Source organism: Desulfallas thermosapovorans DSM 6562 (assembly GCF_008124625.1).
Lineage (GTDB): Bacteria > Bacillota > Desulfotomaculia > Desulfotomaculales > Desulfallaceae > Sporotomaculum > Sporotomaculum thermosapovorans.
Genome location: NZ_VNHM01000001.1, coordinates 224582 through 244279, shown reverse-complemented (window position 1 = coordinate 244279; position 19698 = coordinate 224582). Strand labels below are relative to the sequence as shown.

General features: G+C 48.2%; 21 protein-coding genes. 17 read left to right on the top strand and 4 right to left on the bottom strand.

Annotated elements, in window-relative coordinates:
• The first annotated feature begins 121 nt into the window (after window positions 1-121).
• Complete coding sequence (pyrF, locus tag LX24_RS01210) at window positions 122-838, top strand: orotidine-5'-phosphate decarboxylase (RefSeq protein WP_166510308.1); 717 nt, start codon at window positions 122-124, stop codon at window positions 836-838.
• Between the two features lie 306 nt (window positions 839-1144).
• On the opposite strand, the gene LX24_RS01205 is transcribed toward pyrF, so the two are convergent.
• Window positions 1145-2518: an S-layer homology domain-containing protein gene (locus LX24_RS01205; RefSeq protein WP_166510307.1), complete on the bottom strand. Its 1374-nt coding sequence runs from the start codon at window positions 2516-2518 to the stop codon at window positions 1145-1147.
• Between the two features lie 229 nt (window positions 2519-2747).
• On the opposite strand from LX24_RS01205, the gene LX24_RS01200 reads away from it, so the two are divergent.
• Window positions 2748-3503, top strand: a complete 756-nt coding sequence (locus LX24_RS01200) for a DUF1287 domain-containing protein (protein ID WP_207706489.1) — start codon at window positions 2748-2750, stop codon at window positions 3501-3503.
• 43 nt (window positions 3504-3546) lie between these two features.
• Here LX24_RS01200 and LX24_RS01195 read toward each other — a convergent pair whose 3' ends face one another.
• The 3 genes from LX24_RS01195 to LX24_RS01185 are packed head-to-tail and all read right to left on the bottom strand — an operon-like array spanning window position 3547 to window position 5103.
• The gene (locus LX24_RS01195; protein WP_166510306.1) at window positions 3547-3894 is read right to left on the bottom strand and encodes a cupin domain-containing protein; all 348 of its coding nucleotides are present in this window, start codon (window positions 3892-3894) and stop codon (window positions 3547-3549) included.
• 25 nt (window positions 3895-3919) lie between these two features.
• Window positions 3920-4375, bottom strand: a complete 456-nt coding sequence (locus tag LX24_RS01190) for a hypothetical protein (protein WP_243131559.1) — start codon at window positions 4373-4375, stop codon at window positions 3920-3922.
• On the bottom strand, window positions 4375-5103 hold the full coding sequence (locus tag LX24_RS01185) for an NAD(P)/FAD-dependent oxidoreductase (RefSeq protein ID WP_166510305.1): 729 nt from the start codon (window positions 5101-5103) through the stop codon (window positions 4375-4377). Before LX24_RS01185 ends, LX24_RS01190 begins: the two co-directional genes overlap by 1 nt.
• Window positions 5104-5433: 330 nt before the next feature.
• Between LX24_RS01185 and LX24_RS01180 the strand changes: the two genes are divergently transcribed.
• The 15 genes from LX24_RS01180 to tgt all read left to right on the top strand — a co-directional run bounded on the left by LX24_RS01180 (window position 5434) and on the right by tgt (window position 19691).
• Complete coding sequence (locus LX24_RS01180) at window positions 5434-5724, top strand: hypothetical protein (protein ID WP_166510304.1); 291 nt, start codon at window positions 5434-5436, stop codon at window positions 5722-5724.
• A gap of 273 nt (window positions 5725-5997) precedes the next feature.
• Window positions 5998-7710: an SLC13 family permease gene (locus LX24_RS01175; RefSeq protein ID WP_166510303.1), complete on the top strand. Its 1713-nt coding sequence runs from the start codon at window positions 5998-6000 to the stop codon at window positions 7708-7710.
• Between the two features lie 220 nt (window positions 7711-7930).
• Window positions 7931-8815, top strand: coding sequence for a putative RNA methyltransferase (locus LX24_RS01170; RefSeq protein WP_207706488.1), 885 nt, complete (start codon window positions 7931-7933; stop codon window positions 8813-8815).
• A 115-nt stretch (window positions 8816-8930) separates the two neighbouring features.
• Window positions 8931-10322, top strand: a complete 1392-nt coding sequence (locus LX24_RS01165) for a CCA tRNA nucleotidyltransferase (protein ID WP_166510302.1) — start codon at window positions 8931-8933, stop codon at window positions 10320-10322.
• Window positions 10323-10404: 82 nt separating this feature from the next.
• Window positions 10405-11133, top strand: coding sequence for an NAD(+) synthase (nadE, locus tag LX24_RS01160; RefSeq protein ID WP_166510301.1), 729 nt, complete (start codon window positions 10405-10407; stop codon window positions 11131-11133).
• 40 nt (window positions 11134-11173) lie between these two features.
• A complete protein-coding gene (locus tag LX24_RS01155; protein ID WP_166510300.1) occupies window positions 11174-11911 on the top strand; it encodes a YebC/PmpR family DNA-binding transcriptional regulator in 738 nt (245 codons plus the stop codon).
• 137 nt (window positions 11912-12048) lie between these two features.
• Window positions 12049-12663, top strand: a complete 615-nt coding sequence (locus LX24_RS01150) for a hypothetical protein (protein ID WP_166510299.1) — start codon at window positions 12049-12051, stop codon at window positions 12661-12663.
• A 131-nt stretch (window positions 12664-12794) separates the two neighbouring features.
• The gene (gene ruvC, locus LX24_RS01145; protein ID WP_166510298.1) at window positions 12795-13283 is read left to right on the top strand and encodes a crossover junction endodeoxyribonuclease RuvC; all 489 of its coding nucleotides are present in this window, start codon (window positions 12795-12797) and stop codon (window positions 13281-13283) included.
• A gap of 73 nt (window positions 13284-13356) precedes the next feature.
• On the top strand, window positions 13357-13977 hold the full coding sequence (gene ruvA / locus LX24_RS01140; protein WP_166510297.1) for a Holliday junction branch migration protein RuvA: 621 nt from the start codon (window positions 13357-13359) through the stop codon (window positions 13975-13977).
• A 76-nt stretch (window positions 13978-14053) separates the two neighbouring features.
• Window positions 14054-15085, top strand: coding sequence for a Holliday junction branch migration DNA helicase RuvB (ruvB, locus tag LX24_RS01135; RefSeq protein WP_166510296.1), 1032 nt, complete (start codon window positions 14054-14056; stop codon window positions 15083-15085).
• Between the two features lie 17 nt (window positions 15086-15102).
• Window positions 15103-15666 carry an epoxyqueuosine reductase QueH gene (locus tag LX24_RS01130; RefSeq protein WP_166510295.1) on the top strand — a complete coding sequence of 188 codons (564 nt, stop codon included), beginning with the start codon at window positions 15103-15105 and terminating at the stop codon, window positions 15664-15666.
• Window positions 15666-15890, top strand: coding sequence for a DUF2905 domain-containing protein (locus tag LX24_RS01125; protein WP_166510294.1), 225 nt, complete (start codon window positions 15666-15668; stop codon window positions 15888-15890). Before LX24_RS01130 ends, LX24_RS01125 begins: the two co-directional genes overlap by 1 nt.
• Before the next feature lie 203 nt (window positions 15891-16093).
• Window positions 16094-17518: a SpoIID/LytB domain-containing protein gene (locus LX24_RS01120; protein ID WP_166510293.1), complete on the top strand. Its 1425-nt coding sequence runs from the start codon at window positions 16094-16096 to the stop codon at window positions 17516-17518.
• Window positions 17519-17536: 18 nt separating this feature from the next.
• On the top strand, window positions 17537-18559 hold the full coding sequence (queA, locus tag LX24_RS01115; protein ID WP_166510292.1) for a tRNA preQ1(34) S-adenosylmethionine ribosyltransferase-isomerase QueA: 1023 nt from the start codon (window positions 17537-17539) through the stop codon (window positions 18557-18559).
• 19 nt (window positions 18560-18578) lie between these two features.
• Window positions 18579-19691, top strand: coding sequence for a tRNA guanosine(34) transglycosylase Tgt (tgt, locus tag LX24_RS01110; RefSeq protein ID WP_166510291.1), 1113 nt, complete (start codon window positions 18579-18581; stop codon window positions 19689-19691).
• Window positions 19692-19698: the final 7 nt, after the last annotated feature.

Genomic DNA, 19698 nt, shown 5'->3' with positions numbered 1-19698 from the left:
GGGTGTTGTATTACACCGGAGAGTTTTAAGCTGCGTTGCGACGGGGCGTTGGGTGTTACTATAGCTACTTTGCAAGGCTTTGGGTATACAACGGGTTTATGTATGACCAGCGAGGAGTGAAATGGGTTTGTCAAAGGATCAATTAATCGTGGCCCTGGATGTGGACAGCCGGGCCAAGGCTCTTGAACTGGTGAGTGAACTGGCCGGGCATGTGGGGTTTTTTAAAGTGGGTATGGAGTTATTTTACGCTGCTGGAATTGGTATTGTCCAGGAAATAGTGGCTGCGGGGGCAAAGGTTTTTCTGGACCTGAAGCTGCACGATATACCCAACACCGTGGGCCGGGCAGCCCGGGTGCTGGTGCGTTCCGGGGCCTCCATAATCAATGTGCACGCTGCGGGGGGTAGTGCCATGCTGCAGGCCGCAGGCGCAGCGGCCCGGGAGGAGGCCCACCGGCTGGGTATGCCGGCTCCGCTGGTGGTGGCGGTGACGGTGCTCACCAGTATTGACCGGGAAACTTACCAGCAGGAAATTGGCTTTTCGGGGGAAATTGCAGACCGGGTGCGGGCCTGGGCTTTACTGGCCCAAAAATCGGGGTTGGACGGGGTGGTTTGCTCGCCCCGGGAAATAACGCTGGTGCGGGATGCCTGCGGCCCCGAATTTAAAATTATTACCCCCGGCATACGTCCCGCCGGGGCACAGCTGGGCGACCAGCGCCGGGTTATGACACCGGGAGAGGCTATAAAGGCGGGCGCCAGTCACCTGGTGGTGGGCCGCCCGGTAACCGGGGCGGCGGACCGGATTGCCGCAATTAAAAATATTCTCGATGAAATAAACTAATTGCCACGGGTGTGTAAAGTTGCAAAGGTAGCGGGGGATGTCACCTTCAGGGATATTCCGGAAGGCCGGTTTGGCCTTTCGGAATTCATCCCGGTGTTGCTATTGTTTCCCAATCCCGTGGTTGGGTGGCATGGTTAATATTTTGGTCACCTCCAACATGTTTAAATCATCAGTGTTCCATAAAATTGAAGCCCTTTCCCTGCTGGATGGGTAAAGGGCTTCAATGAAAGGGCATTTAATGGACTGCACCTGGTGCGAATTACGCATAATCATTAATCTAATGCTGGCACTTTGTTCAGGTTTTAATTATTGCTCAGCAGCCGGTTGTACAGTTTCAGTGCTTTCAATTTCAGGCGCAGTTAAAGGAAATTCCTCGGCATTGAGGGCTTCCTGGGGCACCACTATGTCCATTGGGGCGTTGTAATCACTGTAGCTGAATTCATAACAAACCTGCATGGTGTCGATGGGCACAGGCTGTCCTTGAAACTCACCGGCATAGGTGACGATGGAATAATTGCTGGCGCTTACGGGTAAATAGGTTTCTTTGTTCACGTACATGGTTCCCGCGTAAGAAATTGATTGCAACATGCCCTGGGCTTGATCCAGGGTTTGTTGTAATTGGCCGCCGCCCAGTTGGCCAAGGGCGGCAATCATTTTGGCCAGGTCTTTGATTTCGCCGTAATAAGCCAGTTTATATACTTCCTGGCCGGCCAGTTTTTCTTCACCTAAATACCGGTAGTGGAACATGTTCTTGAGCTCTTCCGGTAGCGGATTGGTTTGCTGTTTAAGTAATTCCATGATATTGGGAAATGCTGTATCGGGTATTCTTGTCCAGGTAATCTCCTTGGTTTCTGGATCCTGCATGCTCATGAACATGCCGTCACGGGTGATATACTGTTCCATGGTTATGGACTCAGCGGGCAGGTTTTCGCCTGCAGATATGAAGGTTTCCATAACCATATGCAGGCCCTGGTCCATAACCAGTTCAGCATCCATGTATACGGTGGTGCTAACGCTGGATGGCATGTCCCGGTTATCTCCAACCTGTCGCATATTCATTTGCATATCCATTTCTCCGGACATGCGCGTGCTGGTGATGCTCTGATTGGCAGCTTCCATTTTATCAGTGATTTCCTTGCACTTTTCAGCTGTGCCGAAGACATGGGTGAGCAAATCGGCACCTTCCTCAGGGGTTAAAACTTTTTGGGCGTCCACCCGGGTCAACAAGCCTTCGCTGACCATCCAGCTATAATTATTAAATGCCCAGTGGTTGCCGGTAATAGGTAGTTGGTTTGCTTCCCTGGCCGGTACTTCCTGGGGCAGCCCCAGTGTCCTGGCTACCATGGCTACAGCCTCGGCCTGGGATATGGGTTGGTCGGGTTTAACTGTACCATCGCCAAAACCCCTTAATATACCCGTGGATAAAAGAGTTTGCATGCTGCTCGCATACCAGGCTTCGGCTTTTACATCGCCGGGCAACGGAACTGACTTTTCTGCGGGTTGTAAGTTGGCGGCTTTAACCAGCATGGCACCGAATTCAGACCTGGTTAAAGTATCACCCGGTTCCCCCGGCAATACATTTAATAAATCGGAACTGTCAGCAGCATAAGCGGAAAAACATAATGCGAATACCAGTACCAGTGCTAAAATTGTTGCCCGGCGCATCGTTTTCCTAAACAATAATCTATCCCTCCCCGTTTTATTAATTGATAAAACAATTCACCTCCTGTAGTAACCTTCCAAAATTATAACATATCCGTAATTCAATTTGGTACAATGAAACGTAATAAATAGGTGTAGAAATGGCTGCAGGAAGGTTATTTTACTAATTTTAGGGTTTATGGTTGGTTTTTGCAACAAATAACCCTACCTTTAATACGGAAGATATAATAAAAATCAGGAGGTCGGGATGATTATCAGGGGCAAAAAACAAAGACATTTATTTTTCCGGGCGATTAGTGTGGCGGTAATAACAAAGGTTGCTATTCCCGCCGGGGTGAGCCTGGTGTTAATGTTGCTTGTTGTTTTGGCCGCCGGTTGTGGTGGTACAGAGTTCGACGGGCAGGGGAATGCGGGTATGTCGTTAACTGAGCTGACGGTTCCTTCACCGGTGGAAAAAATACCGCCTGAACAACGAAATGTTTATGATTGGGTGGTCATCGGTGCCCGGGAGGAAGTGGCCAGGGGAGTGACCTACGACGCCAGCTATCGAAATATAACCTACCCGGGCGGTGATGTTCCACCTGCTGTTGGGGCCTGCACCGATGTGGTGGTACGGGCTTTCCGTAAAGGGGGAATTGATTTACAGCAACTTATACACGAAGACATGCAGCAGCATTTTGAACTGTATCCGCAAAACTGGGGTCTGCAGGGACCGGATACCAACATTGATCATCGCCGGGTACCCAACCAGATGGCCTTTTTTAATAGATTCGGGCGTTCGCTACCGCTTTCGGCGGAAGAAGAATATTTACCGACCTGGCAGTGGGGCGACGTGGTTTACTGGCGTTTTCCCAACGGGCTGGAGCACTGTGGTATCATCAGCGACCGCAAAAATAAACAGGGGTTACCGCTGGTTATTCACAATGCCGGTATATCCCGGGAAGAGGATTGCCTGACCAGGTGGGAAATAATTGGCCACTATCGCTACCCACCGGAAGACTAAATCATTGCAGTGGCCTTAACTACCGGCTTGCCCGGTTGATTTATTAAACGTCTCCCTCTTCCGGTACAATGCAAATAAAAACAAAATCCTGCTGCCCGCGGTTAATAAATTGGTGTTCGGCACCACCGGGGACGTAGGCCGAATAACCTGGTTGCACGTTTTGCTCCCGGCCGTTTAGGTAAACAGTCCCCTCACCGGATACAATATAGTTGATGTGCGGCCAGGAATGGGAGTGACGGGGGGTTTGTCCGCCAGGGGCAACTGTGAACAGGCGCATCACCCATCCTTCCCAGCCTTGAGCCGGACCCACCAGTGATTGCTTGATGACGTTCAATGCCCCCGGGGCGTTGACACTTATTTTCTTAATGTTCTGGGCGCTTTCCACATACATAATAAATTCCTCCTTATGAAAAGGTTTAATTGCCCTTTTGCAGTTCTCCGGCTAACATTTTCGCTACGTCCGGATCTTGTTTTTTTAACAGGGTCAGATACATAAAAATACTGCCGGGATAGGGGATATTTTCTTCCAGTATGGTGTTTTCAAGACAAGTACGGGTTAATGCGATGACACAATCCGGTGAGTGATTGTCCTGGCATTCCCGGCATTGCCGGCAGGTTTCGGCCAGCGCCGGTATGATATTCTCCACAAAGTAATGCTTCAGGTCAGTCCCGGGAATATGATTTAACGCTCCGGGGATATCCAATATACCCTTTTGTTTGGCAAACTGCAGAGACCGCAGGGCAAACCCCACCATACACGCTGCGGGTCTGCACTGATCAGTCTGGTAAAGGTCGCAGTCAGCGCATATTTTTTGCAGCGGGCTGATCATGGCGTCAATATCCACCAAGTCTGAAGTTCTGATATCAACCACTACTGTTCCCCCTTCCCTTCAAGAAAAGACAGAAACTCCCGGTCCGCCGAGCCTTGCTCTTTACTACCTGACAATAAGCCCGCAGGGGGGTGGAAGGGTTCCGGCCCCAGCCGGGCGATGGTTCTGGCCAGCCGTTCTTTGGATAGACCCATTGCCCTGTACCGTTCCAATACATGGTCAAGCAGTTTAAACACTTCTTCCTTACATACTTTGCCCGCCAGCAATTGACCGTGCACGGGTTTACTGCCGCCGCCGCGCCCGCCCAGAAAAACATCGAAGGCATCAGCACCCCGGGCAACAACGCCAAAATCGGCGCACAGCGGGTCGGTACAGCCCCGGGGGCAACCTGCCACGGCAATCTTTACGTCCTTTGGGACATCCTGTCCGAGATATTTTTCCTGGATGGCAATGCCCAGGTCCAGGGCATCCCCCAGCGCCCTGGGACAGAGGGCTGCGTTGCCGGCACAAGCTTTTACTGCTCTTACGGCCCCACCGTATGGGGATACATGGAGCCCCAGGTCGTTAACTCGTTGTTCCAATTGGGATACCCTTTGTTCATCTAAAACAGCAACCACTGTTTGTCTGGTGGTGAGCTTAAGCCGAAAAACATCACAGTCCTGAGCTGCTTTACCCAGACCGGCAAACTGGTCCGGAGTAAATACCCCGCAGGCGGCCACAATGTTAATGGCAATGAGACCGCAGCTTTGTTTGAAATACGCTTTTCCCAACTGTTTCACCCCAATGAATTGATTGTCTAATTCACTGTTATTATAACAGTATTATAAAGCAAAAACCCGGACAATAAGGCTAAAATTTCATCAACGGCTTTTTATATCATCAATTCGATTTTGCCTTCACTGGTATTCCCTTTTGTCATTGCTGTCCCGGAAACTTGCTGTGTTAGCTTTTGATAAGTTTTATTATCCGCAAATTTTTGATAGTTTACGGATTGCATATTGGATTTGGAGATTTCCATGCTTTGTAAATGTTCTAACATATTCATGCGTAAAAGAATATGATAATTCATAACCCAATTTGTAAGGTGGGAGCGCAGGGATATGGATATGTTGAGGGCCTGTACAGTATTAAATTATTTACTGGGATCCACTGTAGTAGTAACTGCCTTGTGTAATTACTTAAAAAAAGGGAAAATAGTCCCCCTCTATATAGCCCTGGCTATTATTATCGCCGGACCACTGGAGGCATTGCTGGTTAATTATGTTAAACAATCGCCGGCAATTTCACCCGTTGATGAGGAACATTACGTAAAAATGGTGGATAACATAACCAGTATAGTTTTTTTAATATTATTGGGGCTTGCGGTCAAGGAAAGCGATAAAGATATTTAGCAATCAGTAACTTATAATTTCCCCGGGTTCCACTAATTACCTTATATTTGTTTATATAATTAAGAATTGTTTTTTTTCGACAAATATGCTAACATAAATTTGCGCGCAATAATCTTAATTTTTAGAATAGGTAATTAATTAAAAAGATACGAAATATGACGCCGGCTAAGCGGTATTAATCTCTGCAGAGCTTTATACTCCGGTAATGGACAAGTTTAAGTCATACCGGTCCGATTCTGTACAATTAATTAATCAAAAGGAGTTACTGGTTCTATGAGTAGTTTAATTTCCGGTTTGGAAAACCTCTGGCAATATATGTGGCAGCTCAGCAGGCAAACCAAAAGGCTTATCCGTTTTGATATGGCTGCTATGGCTGATAACGGTAATTTATCTGAAAAGGAGCGCAAAATTGCAGAGCAGGTGCTCCCCGGAGGCACGGATTCCCTGGGCCGCGGTAATTCCGGTGGCGGTTCAGACAATGGTTCAAGAGGGGGCGGCTATAACCTGGCCCAAAAAATCGGCCTTATCCTTGGTCCCGTCTTATTTTTGCTGGTGTTAATAATGCCGACCCCTGCGGATATGCCGCCGGTAGCCAAGTTGGTGCTGGCCGCTGTGGTCTGGATTGCCATCTGGTGGATTACCGAGGCCATTCCCATCCCGGCCACCTCACTTTTACCCATAGTGCTTTTCCCTTTATTAGGTGTCCAGGATGTTAAATCTACCACGGCATCCTATGGTGATAGCACGGTGTTTCTCTTTATGGGAGGATTTTTCATTGCCGCGGCTATGGAGCGTTGGAACTTGCACCGCCGTATTGCATTAAATATTATAAAACTGGTCGGTACCGGTCCCAAAACCATTATTCTGGGTTTTATGGTTGCCACAGCCTTTCTTTCCATGTGGATTTCCAACACAGCCACCGCAATGATGATGATGCCCATTGGACTGGCGGTGATTGTTCAAGTCGCACTTTTATTAAAACAACAGGGTTCGGATATTGATACTTCGCTGGGACGTTTTAATTTTGGTACAGCCCTGATGCTGGGGATTGCTTACGCGGCGTCCATAGGCGGTGTGGCCACCATTATCGGCACCCCGCCCAATGGGATTTTTGTAGGTGTAGCCAAGGAGATGTGGGGCCAGGATATATCCTTTGCTTCCTGGCTGGCTTATGGTATTCCCCTGGCCGCTGTTACCCTGATTTTCGCCTGGTGGTATTTGACCACTGTGGCTTACCCGGTAAGGATTAAGGAACTGCCGGGTGGGATGAAAGTTATTAATGACGAAATTAAAAAACTCGGTCCCATAAGCAGAGCCGAAACTCAGGTGGCCTCAGTATTTATTCTGGTGGCTCTTTTATGGATCTCCAGTTCATTCGTACTGAAAGATTTTATTCCCATGATAAATGATGCTACTATCAGTATTCTGGGGGCCGTGTTGCTGTTTTTACTGCCGGTGAACCTGGCTAAGGGACAGTTCATACTTGATTGGGAAAGCGCTTTGAAAATTCCCTGGGGGATCTTGCTGCTCTTTGGTGGCGGTATTTCCCTGGCCGGGGGCTTTAAAAGCAGCGGTCTGGCCGAGTGGATTGCCACCAGGCTGACCGGTTTGGAAGGTGCCTCCATGCTGGTGATTGTGCTGGCGGTTACCACCATGGCCATTTTCCTCACCGAAGTAACCTCCAACACGGCAACCGCCACTATGTTAATGCCGGTGATGGCCTCCATGGGTATAGCCATGGGTATTCACCCCTATGCCTTGATGATTACGGCAGCCATTGCTTGCTCTTACGCCTTTATGCTGCCGGTGGCTACGCCGCCCAATGCGGTGGTATTCGGAACCGGTTACGTTACTATCCCCCAGATGGCCAGGGCGGGTTTTGCTTTGAACATTTTCGGGGTTATAGCAATTACAGCCCTTACCCTCTATTATCTGCCGGTGGTTTGGGGTATAAGCTTTAATACTATACCGGCTTGGATTAAATAAATTTTGCGGGTATAAAAATTTAAATAACAATAAAAAAGTATTTAAATTGAAAGCGCCTTGGTTTGAGGCGCTTTTACATTACTTATTTGGTTTAATGAGTCTGTTGTGATAACCTTTTCATCAAGTTGTTAAGGTTTTTAATTTCTACTATCGATTGTGTTATAATACGGCAGGGTTGAAAAATAAATTCTAACTTTGTGTATTATAACGGGGTGGTCATATGTCCGAAAATAAGAGGAAAACAGCAAAAACAGGTCTGCTGGCGCAAAATACGAACCTTTTTAGGTGCCCGCTATGTTCCGGTTCGATGCAATTATTGCATTTAAAAAGTTTGATCTGCGCCAATAATCATTGCTTTGACTTATCCAAGCATGGATATATAAATATGCTGACCCATCCCCAGCATACTAAATACGATAAAATGATGTTTAAATCCAGACGGATAGTTAGTAAAAGTGGCTTTTTTGCACCTTTGGATGAAAAAATTATTGAGATAATAATGGATAACAGTGAAACTGCCGGTGCACTATTAACGGTATTGGATGCAGGGTGTGGCGAAGGTTCTCGTTTGGCTGGTTTACAAGAGAAAATTACCCGCAGATTTCAAAGGGATTTTTTGGGGGTGGGGCTGGATATATCAAAAGATGGTATCATTATAGCCTCCAAGGATTATAAAAACAATATATGGTGTGTGGGAGATTTGGCCAGAGCCCCCTTTGCCGACCGGAAGTTTAATATTATCCTCAATATCCTGTCGCCTGCTAATTATATGGAGTTTCGCAGAATGATTACAGATGATAGCATAATTATCAAGGTAATTCCCGAGCGATGCCACCTGCAAGAACTAAGGGCCGTTTTTTATCAACATACCGATAAACAGAATTATTCCAACGACGATACCCTGGAGCTTTTTAAAACTAATTTCAAGCTCAAGGAAATAAAACGGGTACATTACAAGTATGCTTTAGAACACACTGGTATTGAACCGCTCATCCGGATGACGCCCTTATCCTGGGGAACAACGGAAGAGCGATTGCAAAAAGCCCGGGAGATGAATTTAAGGGAGGTCACTGTAGATCTAATCATACTGGTTGGAGGTAACTAAAGGGTAAAACTAACATCCACATGCATTGCCATACCATCAAAAGGAAGAAAATTTTATTTTCAGGTTAACTGGTATAATCAAGATACTTTATAAAAGAAATCAAGGTGTTTTGAGGATGCAGGTAAACGAGGTTCTTAACATGGTTAATGTTGTTTCCAAGGGTTATTGCTTCCTGGTTGGCGGTAGTGTAAGAGACCTTCTGTTAGGACGTGCCCCCAGGGATATTGACCTGGTGGTATACGGGCGGGCCCGGGATTTAGTTTGTAAGTTAGTAGGAGTGAACGGTATCCGTACTGTGGTGTTAAATAAGGAACATGATCTAGTCCGGGTTGTTTTGCTCTCCAATATGTATCATGTGGATATTACCGGCCTTGGTAGCGAAGAATTGCCGTTGGATTTAAGAAGGCGTGATTTTACCATAAACGCTATGGCCCTTCCGGTGAAGGATTACCTGCAGGGAGATTGGTCCGGTCTGGTGATTGATCCCCTGGGCGGTCTGTCGGATTTGCGCGAGGGGGTTATCAGGGCTTGCTCAACTGCGTCTTTTAATAAGGATCCCATAAGGGTTTTACGGGCTGTAAGGCTGCAAGCACAGTTAGGTTTTAATATCGCGCCGGGTACCATGGAGTTGATGCAAAATTTGCAAAGACCCTTATCAACCGCACCGGGGGAGCGGGTGTGGGAAGAATTTCGCCTGATATTGGATTTGCCCAATGCTTCGGACATTATTGATGTACTGGCGCAGCGAATAAAGGCATTGGAACAAATTTTTCCGGAAATAGAACTTATGCGGCGTATGGAACAAAACTATTATCACACTGATAATGTCTGGGATCATTGTTTTAAAACGCTGGTGGAATTTGAACGCTTGACCCGGGACGAATCTCTGCGGGTTGGGGAAAATTATTGGCGCGGGGAAAAGCGACTTCCCGTTATTAAGTTGGCCTGTTTGTTTCATGATGTGGGTAAACTTAAAACCAGCGGCATGCGGGAAGACGGGCGCATAACTTTTTACGGCCATCACCAGGCCGGCGGGCCGATGGCGGAGAATATCGGGCACCGTTTAAAGATGAGCAAGCGGGAAATACAGCTATTCCGACGCCTGGTGGAATGGCACATGCAACCGCTGTTTCTTTACAAAAACAATCCCCCGTCTTCTAAATCAGTATTCCGTTTTTTTCGCCATTTGGGCCAAGACACTCCGGCTTGTCTGCTGCTAAGCTTGGCTGATGTGACCAGCAGCCGCAGAGCCACGGGAAAGCTTGCATTGGCTGAAGAATATAAAAAATATATTTTGCATTTACTTCGTCAATATAAGGAGAAAAAAGATCAGGTATTTAACCATAAAACATTACTGGATGGAAAGGAAATTTGCAGCATATTCGGTCTGAAACCATGTCCTCTGGTCGGCAGATTGAAAAATGATTTATGGGATGCACAAATGGAAGGAAAAGTTACTACCCGGCAGGAGGCGTTGGAATTTTTGCATAGTAAAATAAAAAGGTAAAGCTGTGTGCAGATTTGTTCTACTTTAAAAAAATGTGATAAAATAATAACGTGTGTGTAATGCTTTGAATGGGGGGCAAATGATGCAAATTGAAAACCTGGCCAAAAAAATTGAGGGTTGGTTGCTGGAACAGGTTAGCGATAGAGGAGCCAAGGGTTTTGTTGTGGGGTTGAGCGGCGGTATTGATTCAGCTGTTGTTGCGGCATTGTGCCGAAATGTTTGTCCCCAAAATACTCTTGGAGTGATTATGCCCTGTTATAGTAACCCCGAGGACGCCCGGCATGCGCAGTTGCTGGCTGAGTCAATAGGTATCGAATATAAAACAGTGATTTTGGACAAACCCTTTGCTGAAATGGTGAAACTGTTGACCGGTGAAGATTTTAACCCGGATAATAAGGATTTGGCGATTGCCAATATCAAGCCGCGGCTTAGAATGACCACCCTTTATTATCACGCAGCCAGAAGGCAGAGCCTGGTGGTGGGCACCGGTAACCGCAGTGAACTTACTGTGGGCTATTTTACCAAATACGGTGACGGCGGAGTAGATTTGCTGCCTATAGCCAATCTGGTTAAGAAACAGGTTGTTGAGCTGGCCAGACTGCTTGAAATTCCCGCCCCTATCATTAATAAGCCGCCCTCCGCGGGTTTGTGGGAGGGACAAAGTGATGAAAAAGAAATGGGTATCACCTATGAAGAGCTGGATAGATATATTTTAACTGGACAGGCTGACGACCGGGTGCGAAAAAAAGTGGACGAACTGGCCATGAAAAGTTTGCATAAAAAACAGCTGCCGGCCATGCCTCAGCTTTAAAGATATTTTTTGCAATAAGTATCAAGAGGAGATGAATTGGATGTCAGGGCACTCTAAATGGTCAACTATAAAAAGAAAAAAAGCCAAAGTTGATTCGCAGCGAGGCAAGATTTTTACTAAACTGGCTAAAGAAATAATTGCTGCGGCCAGGCAGGGCGGCGGTGACCCGGAAGCTAATTTGCGATTGAAAAACGCCATTGCCAAAGCCAAGGAAGTAAATATACCCAACGAAAACATACAACGAGCCATAAAGCGCGGCACCGGTGAACTGAGTGGTGCCAATTACGAGGAATTAACTTATGAAGGATACGGTCCCGGGGGAGTGGCCGTGATGCTGGATATCATGACGGACAACCGTAACCGCACCGCCGGTGAAATAAGGCACCTGTTTTCCAAGTATGGTGGTAATCTGGGTGAAACCGGTTGTGTTTCCTGGATGTTTGATACTCGCGGGGTACTGATCATTGAAAAGGCCAACCTTAAAGTGGATACAGATGAATTTTTGCTGACCGCTCTTGACGCCGGTGCTTTGGACGTCAAGGAGGAAGATGACAGCCTGGAGGTAATTACTGAACCCGATGCATTGAACCAGGTAGCTGAGACACTGGAGGTGGAAGGGGTGGTCATAAGCCATTCCGAAGTAACCAGAATACCCCAAAATACGGTGGTGCTTACCGGTAGCCAGCAGGAACAAATGCTTAAACTGATGGAGATGCTGGAGGATCATGACGATGTACAGGAAGTCTACGCAAATTTTGATATTTTAGACGAGGAATAGGTTGCTATAAAGGCAACCTATGTTATTTTTATGCATGATTTTGGCAATAATCCTTTTATTAAGTTAAGTTGCAACAGTTTGATCGGAAAGTGTAGAAGAACTATAAATGTCTGAATACTTAACGAAGGGGTATTGCCATGATAAAAAAACTGCTGGGTATGATTGTGGCAGTCATGATTGTAGTTTTTGTTGCCATAGCTGTTTATTTTACTTTAAACACCGTTGCCAATCCGGCTATGAAGCCTGTATTAACCGCGGACAGAGTAGAGCCGCTGGTAAAACCCACCACCTCCTTGCGCCGGGAGAACAAGTATAATGCTTGTGGAGATGTGGAGGTATATTACCGGGGACCGGCTACCGAAGATCTGATTGGTCTGGATGAGAAGCGGCTGCAAATGAAGTATCCCCGGCAGGATGGTTGGGCTATTACTGTGCACAGTGATGAACTGGTCATTACAAGACAAATAGACGGGTTATGCGGTATGCACAATGAATACAGACACCTGGGTATCCACGAAGGTTATCTGGCTGTTTATCAGGGACCGCTGGGCTACGACGATATACTATTGCGTTTGGAGACAAGCATAGATGTTAATCTATTGCCGGAGCCATTTTTGGAAAAGTTGCACCGGGCCGATGCATTTGAGGTTTTGAGCCCTGATGAAAAGCTTGATTTACAAAATACCTTGGAATTTACCGACGAACAATCATTGAATGTATTACTGGAAAACTTTGACGAATACAGGGGTTAAGCCAGGTTATTGTTTTAGGGCGAGAATGTTTCTATTCATGGAACACATGTTGTGGTTGTGCTGTCATTATGTTACTATGTTGGGTGATGAATTGAATAATTTTACTAACTTTTAGGATGTGGAGTGATTCGTTGCGTGTTTTGGGAGTGGACCCCGGAATTGCTATAACAGGCTATGGTATTGTGGACTATGCCGGTAACAGCTTTATGCCGGTGACATATGGTGCTATACGCAGTGCGGCGGATATGCAGCCGCATATGAGATTATATAAATTGTATAATGAGCTGACAGACTTGATAGTTCAATATCGTCCCCAGTGTTTAGCCGTGGAAGAATTATTTTTTAATCGCAACGTGCGCACCGCCATGTCCGTGGGGCAGGCCCGGGGTGTGATTATACTGGCCGCGGCTCAAGCAAATCTTGCGGTTTACGAGTACACGCCTTTACAGGTGAAACAGTCTGTGGTGGGTCGTGGCCGGGCTGATAAACAACAGGTGCAATATATGATAAAAATTATACTGAATTTGCCGGTTATTCCCCGCCCGGATGATGTGGCGGACGCCCTGGCCGTGGCGGTCTGTCATATTAATAACAACAGTGGTGGTCTAACTATAAAATAAAACTCAGTGTTTAAATTGATAGGGTAGGCAAGAATACTTCAGTTAATTAAAAAGTTAGGTGGGCGACACTGGTATGATAGCTTTTTTAAGAGGCGCGGTGGCCGGCGTGGAAAATGAGACAGTGGTACTCGATGTGCATGGAGTTGGTTACAAGGTTAATGTAACAGCTGCCTGCGCTGCCAGTTTGGCGGGGCAAGTGGATAAGGAAGTTTTTTTGCACACGCATATGATTGTCCGGGAAGATGACATGCAGCTCTATGGTTTTTTTAGCGCAGACGAAATAAATGTTTTTCTTTTATTGCTGGGAGTTAACGGCGTGGGACCACGGGCCGCTCTGGCGGTTTTATCTCATCTAACGCCCCAGGGGTTGGCCCGGGCTGTGACGCTGGGTGATTTAACCGCTCTCACTAAAGTGCCGGGGGTGGGCAAAAAAATTGCCCAGCGCATTGTGCTGGAGTTAAAGGATAAATTTAAAAAGTTAGCTGTTAAAGACGCTGCAGTTCCACCGCAGCCCGGTGAAACAGCGGTGACCGGTGCAGCCGGTGATGCCCTGGCCGGTCTTATGGCACTGGGCTACGGGGCGGGCGAGGCCAGGGCTGCCGTGCACCGGGCAATGAATCTGGCGGTGGGTAACAATCCTGGTGTGGCGGAGCTAATCAAGCTGTCCCTGCGTTTTTTGGATAAATCCAAATAAACCGGTTTGTATGGCATTACTTATGAGGGTCTAGCTGTGTTCAGCGAAAAAATACATTTAACGGCCGGGGTGTGTAATGGAGAATTTGAATCGAGAAAGAATAATAACTGCTGCCCTGAGGGAAGAAGATACAGATACCGAAGTTAGCTTGCGGCCTCGCAAGCTGAGTGAATATATCGGGCAGGATAAAGTGAAGGAAACTATTGGCATATTTATTCAGGCTGCACTGCAGCGGGGAGAAACGCTGGATCATGTGCTTCTGTTCGGGCCGCCCGGTTTGGGTAAAACTACACTGGCCAATATTATTTCCAATGAACTGGGGGTCAACATTCGCACAACTTCAGGACCGGCCATTGAAAGGGCCGGAGATTTGGCGGCTATTTTAACCAACCTGCAGCAAGGCGATGTCCTATTTATCGACGAAGTGCACCGCCTTAGCCGCACGGTTGAGGAGATATTGTATCCGGCCATGGAGGACTTCTCTCTGGATATTATTATTGGCAAGGGGCCCGGGGCCCGTTCCATAAGAATTGATTTACCACGTTTTACTCTGATCGGCGCCACCACCAGGGCAGGTTTGATGACTTCCCCCCTGCGAGACCGGTTTGGTGTCATCAGCAGGCTGGATTATTATCACCCTGCTGATTTGGTTACCATAATCACCAGGGCGGCCAAAATTTTAGGCGTGGTTATTGATGAAGAGGGTGCGGGAGAAATCGCCCGCCGTTCCCGGGGCACTCCCCGCATAGCCAATCGTTTACTGAAAAGGGTGCGTGATTATGCCCAGGTCAAAGCGGACGGGATTATTAACCGGGGGGTGGCTACCGAAGCGCTGGAATTTTTTGAGGTGGACCCCCTGGGGTTGGACCAGGCCGACCGTCGCGTATTATCCGCTGTCATAACCAAATTTGCCGGCGGACCCGTGGGGGTGGAAACCATTGCGGCGGCTACAGGTGAGGAAGCCGGGACTATAGAGGACGTGTATGAACCATACCTGCTACAGTTGGGGCTGTTAGCCCGCACCCCGCGCGGTAGGGTGGCCACGCCTGCTGCTTATCAACACCTTGGCCTGGAAATGCCCGGAGCAAAACAGCCCACATTGTGGTAAACGGGAAGGAGAAAGTAATGAAAATTTTATTGCATACCTGTTGCGGTCCCTGTACTATATACCCGCTGAAACAATTAAGGTCCGAAAATCATGAGGTGTATGGTTATTTCTGTAATCCCAACATCCATCCCTATACCGAGTGGCAGAGAAGGAAAGAAACCCTGCTGGATTATGCCCGGAGCAACAATTTGCAGGTAATTGTAAACGACGACTACGATTTGGAAGGTTATTTAAGGGAGGTGGTGCACAGGGAAAGCGTGCGCTGCCGGTACTGTTATATCATGCGCCTGCGTCAGACGGCCCAGGTAGCACGGCATGGCAAGTTTGATGCTTTCAGCACCACTTTACTGGTCAGCCCTTTTCAAAAACATGATTTAATTGCCGAAATTGGCCGGGCAGTGGGTGAGGAAGCAGGGGTACCTTTTTATTATCATGATTTCAGGTCGGGGTTCCGGGAGGCCACGGAGTTGTCCCGCTCCCTTAACATGTACAGGCAGCAGTATTGCGGCTGCATTTACAGCGAAAGGGAACGTTATGACAAACAGTATAGAAGTAAAAAAGGTTCAGGGGGGAAAAGCTGATGAATTCCCTGGCAGGTATGGGTAAAATTATAATAATGATAGGCATATTTATGGTGATAACAGGTGGTCTTTTACTGCTGGCGGGCAAAATTCCCGGTTTAGGCCGGCTGCCCGGCGATATATTTGTACAAAGAGGTAATTTTACCTTTTATTTTCCCGTGGTTACCATGATCATTGTCAGTATTGTCTTAACGCTACTGGTAAACCTGTTATTCAGAAGGTAGCGGTTTACTATAGATTTGTCCTATTAACACCCGGTACCTACGCGCGCACCGCAAAAGCCGGCTAATGCAGTATAAATAGGACTGGCACGGGCTATTCAAGCAGGCTCTTAAAATATGCCTGCTGATGTATGTTTGCCGGCAGGAATAATTTACTTTTTGTCGAACTTTCCACGATATGGTTTTGCGGGGGAGGTTCTTTTTTTATGACTTCAGGTGTTGTTATTAAACACTGTCGCCCGGGTTTGTTGGTGGGGATGGCGATATTGCTGCTGGTTGTGTTTTGGCCCGGGGGTACGGCCCGGGGGGATGTGCAGGTGGTTCCCCATACCGTGCGGGTTGGACTGGCGCAAAATATGCCGCAGGTATCCTTTGTGCTGCAAGGTGATTACAAGTTGGTCAATATTCATACCGGTCAGGTAATTGCAGGGGATGGGGAAGGACGCTGGACGGTGGAGTATGCCGGTGGCCTGTGCCGGGTGCTCAGGAATGGGGAACATGTGGGACTATACAACGGCCCCATTAAAGCCGAAAGCCTGGATGCCGCCACAAGAGCTGTATTATCCGGTGATGGTACTTTAATATATAAGGATTCCCTGGCGGGCCTGGTTGTACAGGGTTACGGTGCTAGCGCAGCAAACCTGTATGACGGCAAGGCAGGCCTGTATGCCCTTGACGCAAGCGGTCAGGCCAAACAACTTTCCCGGGGTGGATTGAATATTGCTGCTGTAGAAAAGGGCGGGCAATTAAAACATTACCGGGGCAATATAGAAATCAGGCCGTCTGAAAGCGGCCTGACCGTAATCAATGAGTTGCCCATTGAACAGTACCTGTATGGTGTGCTGCCGGGGGAAATGCCCGTGTCCTTCCCCGCGGAAGCGCTTAAAGCTCAAGCGGTGGCGGCACGCAGTTATTTAATTACCCAGCTGGGCAGTTACACCAGTTATGGCTTTGATGTGCTGGACAACCAGTCCAACCAGGTATACCTGGGATATGACGGGGAAAACCCGGCCACTAACCTAGCTGTTGATGCCACCAGTGGCATGGTGCTGGTTCATCGCGGCCGGCCGGTGGCGGCATTTTTCCATGCTTCCAGCGGCGGTTGTACAGAAAACAGCGAAGATGTCTGGTTTGATTCTTTAAGTTATATCAGGGGTCAGGATGATCCCCTGGATTACAATATTAAACATTATGACTGGTCACTTAGTTATTCGGGTGATGAACTGGTTGCGCTGGTCAACCGGCAATTGAAGAAATATATCAATGAATTTACAGAGCTTAGTGCTATAACGGATTTAAGGGCAGTGGAATATACGGCTTCCGGGCAAAGGGTTAAAAAGCTGTTAATTGAGGGTTTGGATGCTGGTGGCGGGCTGCAGGTGTATACTGTTGCCAATGCCGACCGGGTGCGCAGCGTGCTGGGTTTGAACAGTGCACTATTTACTATGCAAAAGGAAACGGGTGCCGGTGATATAATCAGCAGGGTAACCTTTACCGGCAACGGCCTGGGGCACGGACTCGGTATGTCGCAATACGGTGCAGCTGGTTGGGCGTCTCAAGGTTATAGTTTCCAGGATATTTTGCAATACTATTATACAAATGTTAAATTGGTAGAAAATTACGGGGCGTAAATTAAAAAGAGGTAATACATGAAGGTAACCGATTTTGAATATTATTTGCCCGATGAATTAATAGCCCAGGAGCCTGCCCCTGTGCGGGATGAATCCAGGCTCATGGTGCTGCGTAAAAACGGTGGGGAGCCGGAGCACAGGCTGTTTAAGGATATTGTTGAGTATATTAAACCGCAGGATGTGCTGGTGATCAATGATACCAGGGTAATTCCGGCACGACTTTGGGGTAAAAAAGAAGGTACGGGAACAACCATAGAAGTGCTGCTGTTGACCCGCCGGGATGAGCACACATGGGAGACACTGGTACGTCCCGGGAGGCGTGTTCCTCCCGGCACCAATATTATATTTGACGCTGAACTCACCGGTACCGTGGAAGCTGTGGTGGGTGAGGGCTGCCGCCTGATCAAGTTTCAATATCAGGGCGTATTCGAGCAGCTGCTGGACAAATTGGGGGTTATGCCCCTGCCGCCGTATATCAGGAAGCAGCCTGCCGACCCTAAGCGTTATCAGACGGTCTATGCCCGTGAGCCCGGCTCAGCCGCCGCACCCACCGCCGGCCTGCATTTTACACCTGAGCTGCTGCAGAGGATCAGAGATCAGGGTACATCCATTGTACCCGTGCTGCTGCATGTGGGACTGGGCACCTTTAGGCCGGTTAAAGTGGACGAGGTAGCCAGGCACAGAATGCATGCCGAGTATTATTCTGTGTCCGTAGAAACCGCCCGGGTGATTAATGAAGCCAGAGCCCGGGGCGGCCGGGTAATTGCGGTGGGCACCACCACCACCCGGTGCCTGGAAACTGCCGCCCGGGAAAAAGGTGCAGTCAAACCGGGGGCGGGGTGGACCGAAATATTTATTTATCCCGGCTATCATTTTCAAGCGGTGGATGGATTGGTAACAAATTTTCATTTACCCCGCAGCACGTTGCTCATGATGGTAAGTGCACTGGTGGGGCGGGAGAGATTGCTGGACGCCTATGCCCGGGCGGTGCAGTTGCGCTACCGGTTTTTCAGCTTTGGCGATGCTATGCTTATCATATGATTGGGCTAAGGAGTATTATATGGCTATCAGTTTTACGATTACCAAAGAGGATCAACAGTCAAGGGCCAGGTTGGGTTTACTCGCTACTCCCCACGGTACGGTGCAGACGCCTATTTTTATGCCGGTGGGCACCCAGGCCACTGTAAAAACCATGACCCCCGATGAAGTACGTGCTTGTGGCGGGGCATTGGTACTGAGCAACACCTATCACCTGTATTTACGGCCGGGCCATGATTTGGTGGCCAAGGCCGGTGGATTGCATAAATTTATGCGCTGGGACGGTCCCATTTTAACGGACAGCGGTGGTTTTCAGGTATTTAGCCTGGGACCGTTACGTAAAGTCACCGATCAGGGCGTAAACTTCCGCAGTCATATTGATGGCTCGGAACATTCCTTTACCCCGGAGAAATCCATGGAGATCCAAATGGCCCTTGGTGCGGATGTGGCCATGGCCTTTGACGAGTGTGCCCCCTACCCCAGCAGCTATGAACAAACGCGGGCAGCCATGGAACGTACCACCCGATGGGCCGAGCGTTGCCGCTTGCGCCATGACCGGGATGACCAGGCGCTGTTCGGCATTATTCAAGGGGGCATGTACCGCGATTTGCGTTTACAAAGCGCAGCTGAGCTTGCTGCATTGGATTTTCCCGGTTACGGTATCGGCGGGTTGAGCGTGGGGGAACCGAAACCGCTGATGTATGAGGTGCTGGACTACCTGGTGCCCGCCATGCCCCGGGAAAAACCCCGGTATTTAATGGGGGTGGGTTCACCGGATTGCCTGCTGGAAGGAGTTCACCGGGGTGTGGATATGTTTGACTGTGTACTGCCCACCCGGATTGCCCGCAATGGTACGGTTTTTACCCGGGATGGTAAACTGGTGGTGCGCAATGCCGAGTATGCCCGGGATTTTGAGCCGCTGGATCCCGAGTGCGATTGTTATGCCTGCCGCAATTTTTCACGGGCGTATATAAGGCACTTGATCAAAGCCAATGAGGTGCTGGGTATAAGGTTAACCACTTTACATAATTTGCGCTTTGTGTTGCGGCTGATGGAAGATATCCGGGCTGCCATAGCCGGAGATTACTTTGTTGCTTACAAGGATGATTTTCTAAAACGGTTTAAAATGGATTAGATAAACT

What these genes read in the sequence shown, in the direction of transcription:
- LX24_RS01165 (WP_166510302.1), top strand. Translation starts at nt 8,931, where the DNA reads ATGCAGGTAAACGAGGTTCTTAACATGGTTAATGTTGTTTCCAAGGGT.
- LX24_RS01155 (WP_166510300.1), top strand. Translation starts at nt 11,174, where the DNA reads ATGTCAGGGCACTCTAAATGGTCAACTATAAAAAGAAAAAAAGCCAAA.
- pyrF (WP_166510308.1), top strand. Translation starts at nt 122, where the DNA reads ATGGGTTTGTCAAAGGATCAATTAATCGTGGCCCTGGATGTGGACAGC.
- ruvA (WP_166510297.1), top strand. Translation starts at nt 13,357, where the DNA reads ATGATAGCTTTTTTAAGAGGCGCGGTGGCCGGCGTGGAAAATGAGACA.
- tgt (WP_166510291.1), top strand. Translation starts at nt 18,579, where the DNA reads ATGGCTATCAGTTTTACGATTACCAAAGAGGATCAACAGTCAAGGGCC.
- LX24_RS01150 (WP_166510299.1), top strand. Translation starts at nt 12,049, where the DNA reads ATGATAAAAAAACTGCTGGGTATGATTGTGGCAGTCATGATTGTAGTT.
- LX24_RS01125 (WP_166510294.1), top strand. Translation starts at nt 15,666, where the DNA reads ATGAATTCCCTGGCAGGTATGGGTAAAATTATAATAATGATAGGCATA.
- ruvB (WP_166510296.1), top strand. Translation starts at nt 14,054, where the DNA reads ATGGAGAATTTGAATCGAGAAAGAATAATAACTGCTGCCCTGAGGGAA.
- LX24_RS01130 (WP_166510295.1), top strand. Translation starts at nt 15,103, where the DNA reads ATGAAAATTTTATTGCATACCTGTTGCGGTCCCTGTACTATATACCCG.
- LX24_RS01175 (WP_166510303.1), top strand. Translation starts at nt 5,998, where the DNA reads ATGAGTAGTTTAATTTCCGGTTTGGAAAACCTCTGGCAATATATGTGG.
- LX24_RS01180 (WP_166510304.1), top strand. Translation starts at nt 5,434, where the DNA reads ATGGATATGTTGAGGGCCTGTACAGTATTAAATTATTTACTGGGATCC.
- LX24_RS01195 (WP_166510306.1), bottom strand. Translation starts at nt 3,894, where the DNA reads ATGTATGTGGAAAGCGCCCAGAACATTAAGAAAATAAGTGTCAACGCC.
- queA (WP_166510292.1), top strand. Translation starts at nt 17,537, where the DNA reads ATGAAGGTAACCGATTTTGAATATTATTTGCCCGATGAATTAATAGCC.
- LX24_RS01120 (WP_166510293.1), top strand. Translation starts at nt 16,094, where the DNA reads ATGACTTCAGGTGTTGTTATTAAACACTGTCGCCCGGGTTTGTTGGTG.
- LX24_RS01200 (WP_207706489.1), top strand. Translation starts at nt 2,748, where the DNA reads ATGATTATCAGGGGCAAAAAACAAAGACATTTATTTTTCCGGGCGATT.
- nadE (WP_166510301.1), top strand. Translation starts at nt 10,405, where the DNA reads ATGCAAATTGAAAACCTGGCCAAAAAAATTGAGGGTTGGTTGCTGGAA.
- LX24_RS01170 (WP_207706488.1), top strand. Translation starts at nt 7,931, where the DNA reads ATGTCCGAAAATAAGAGGAAAACAGCAAAAACAGGTCTGCTGGCGCAA.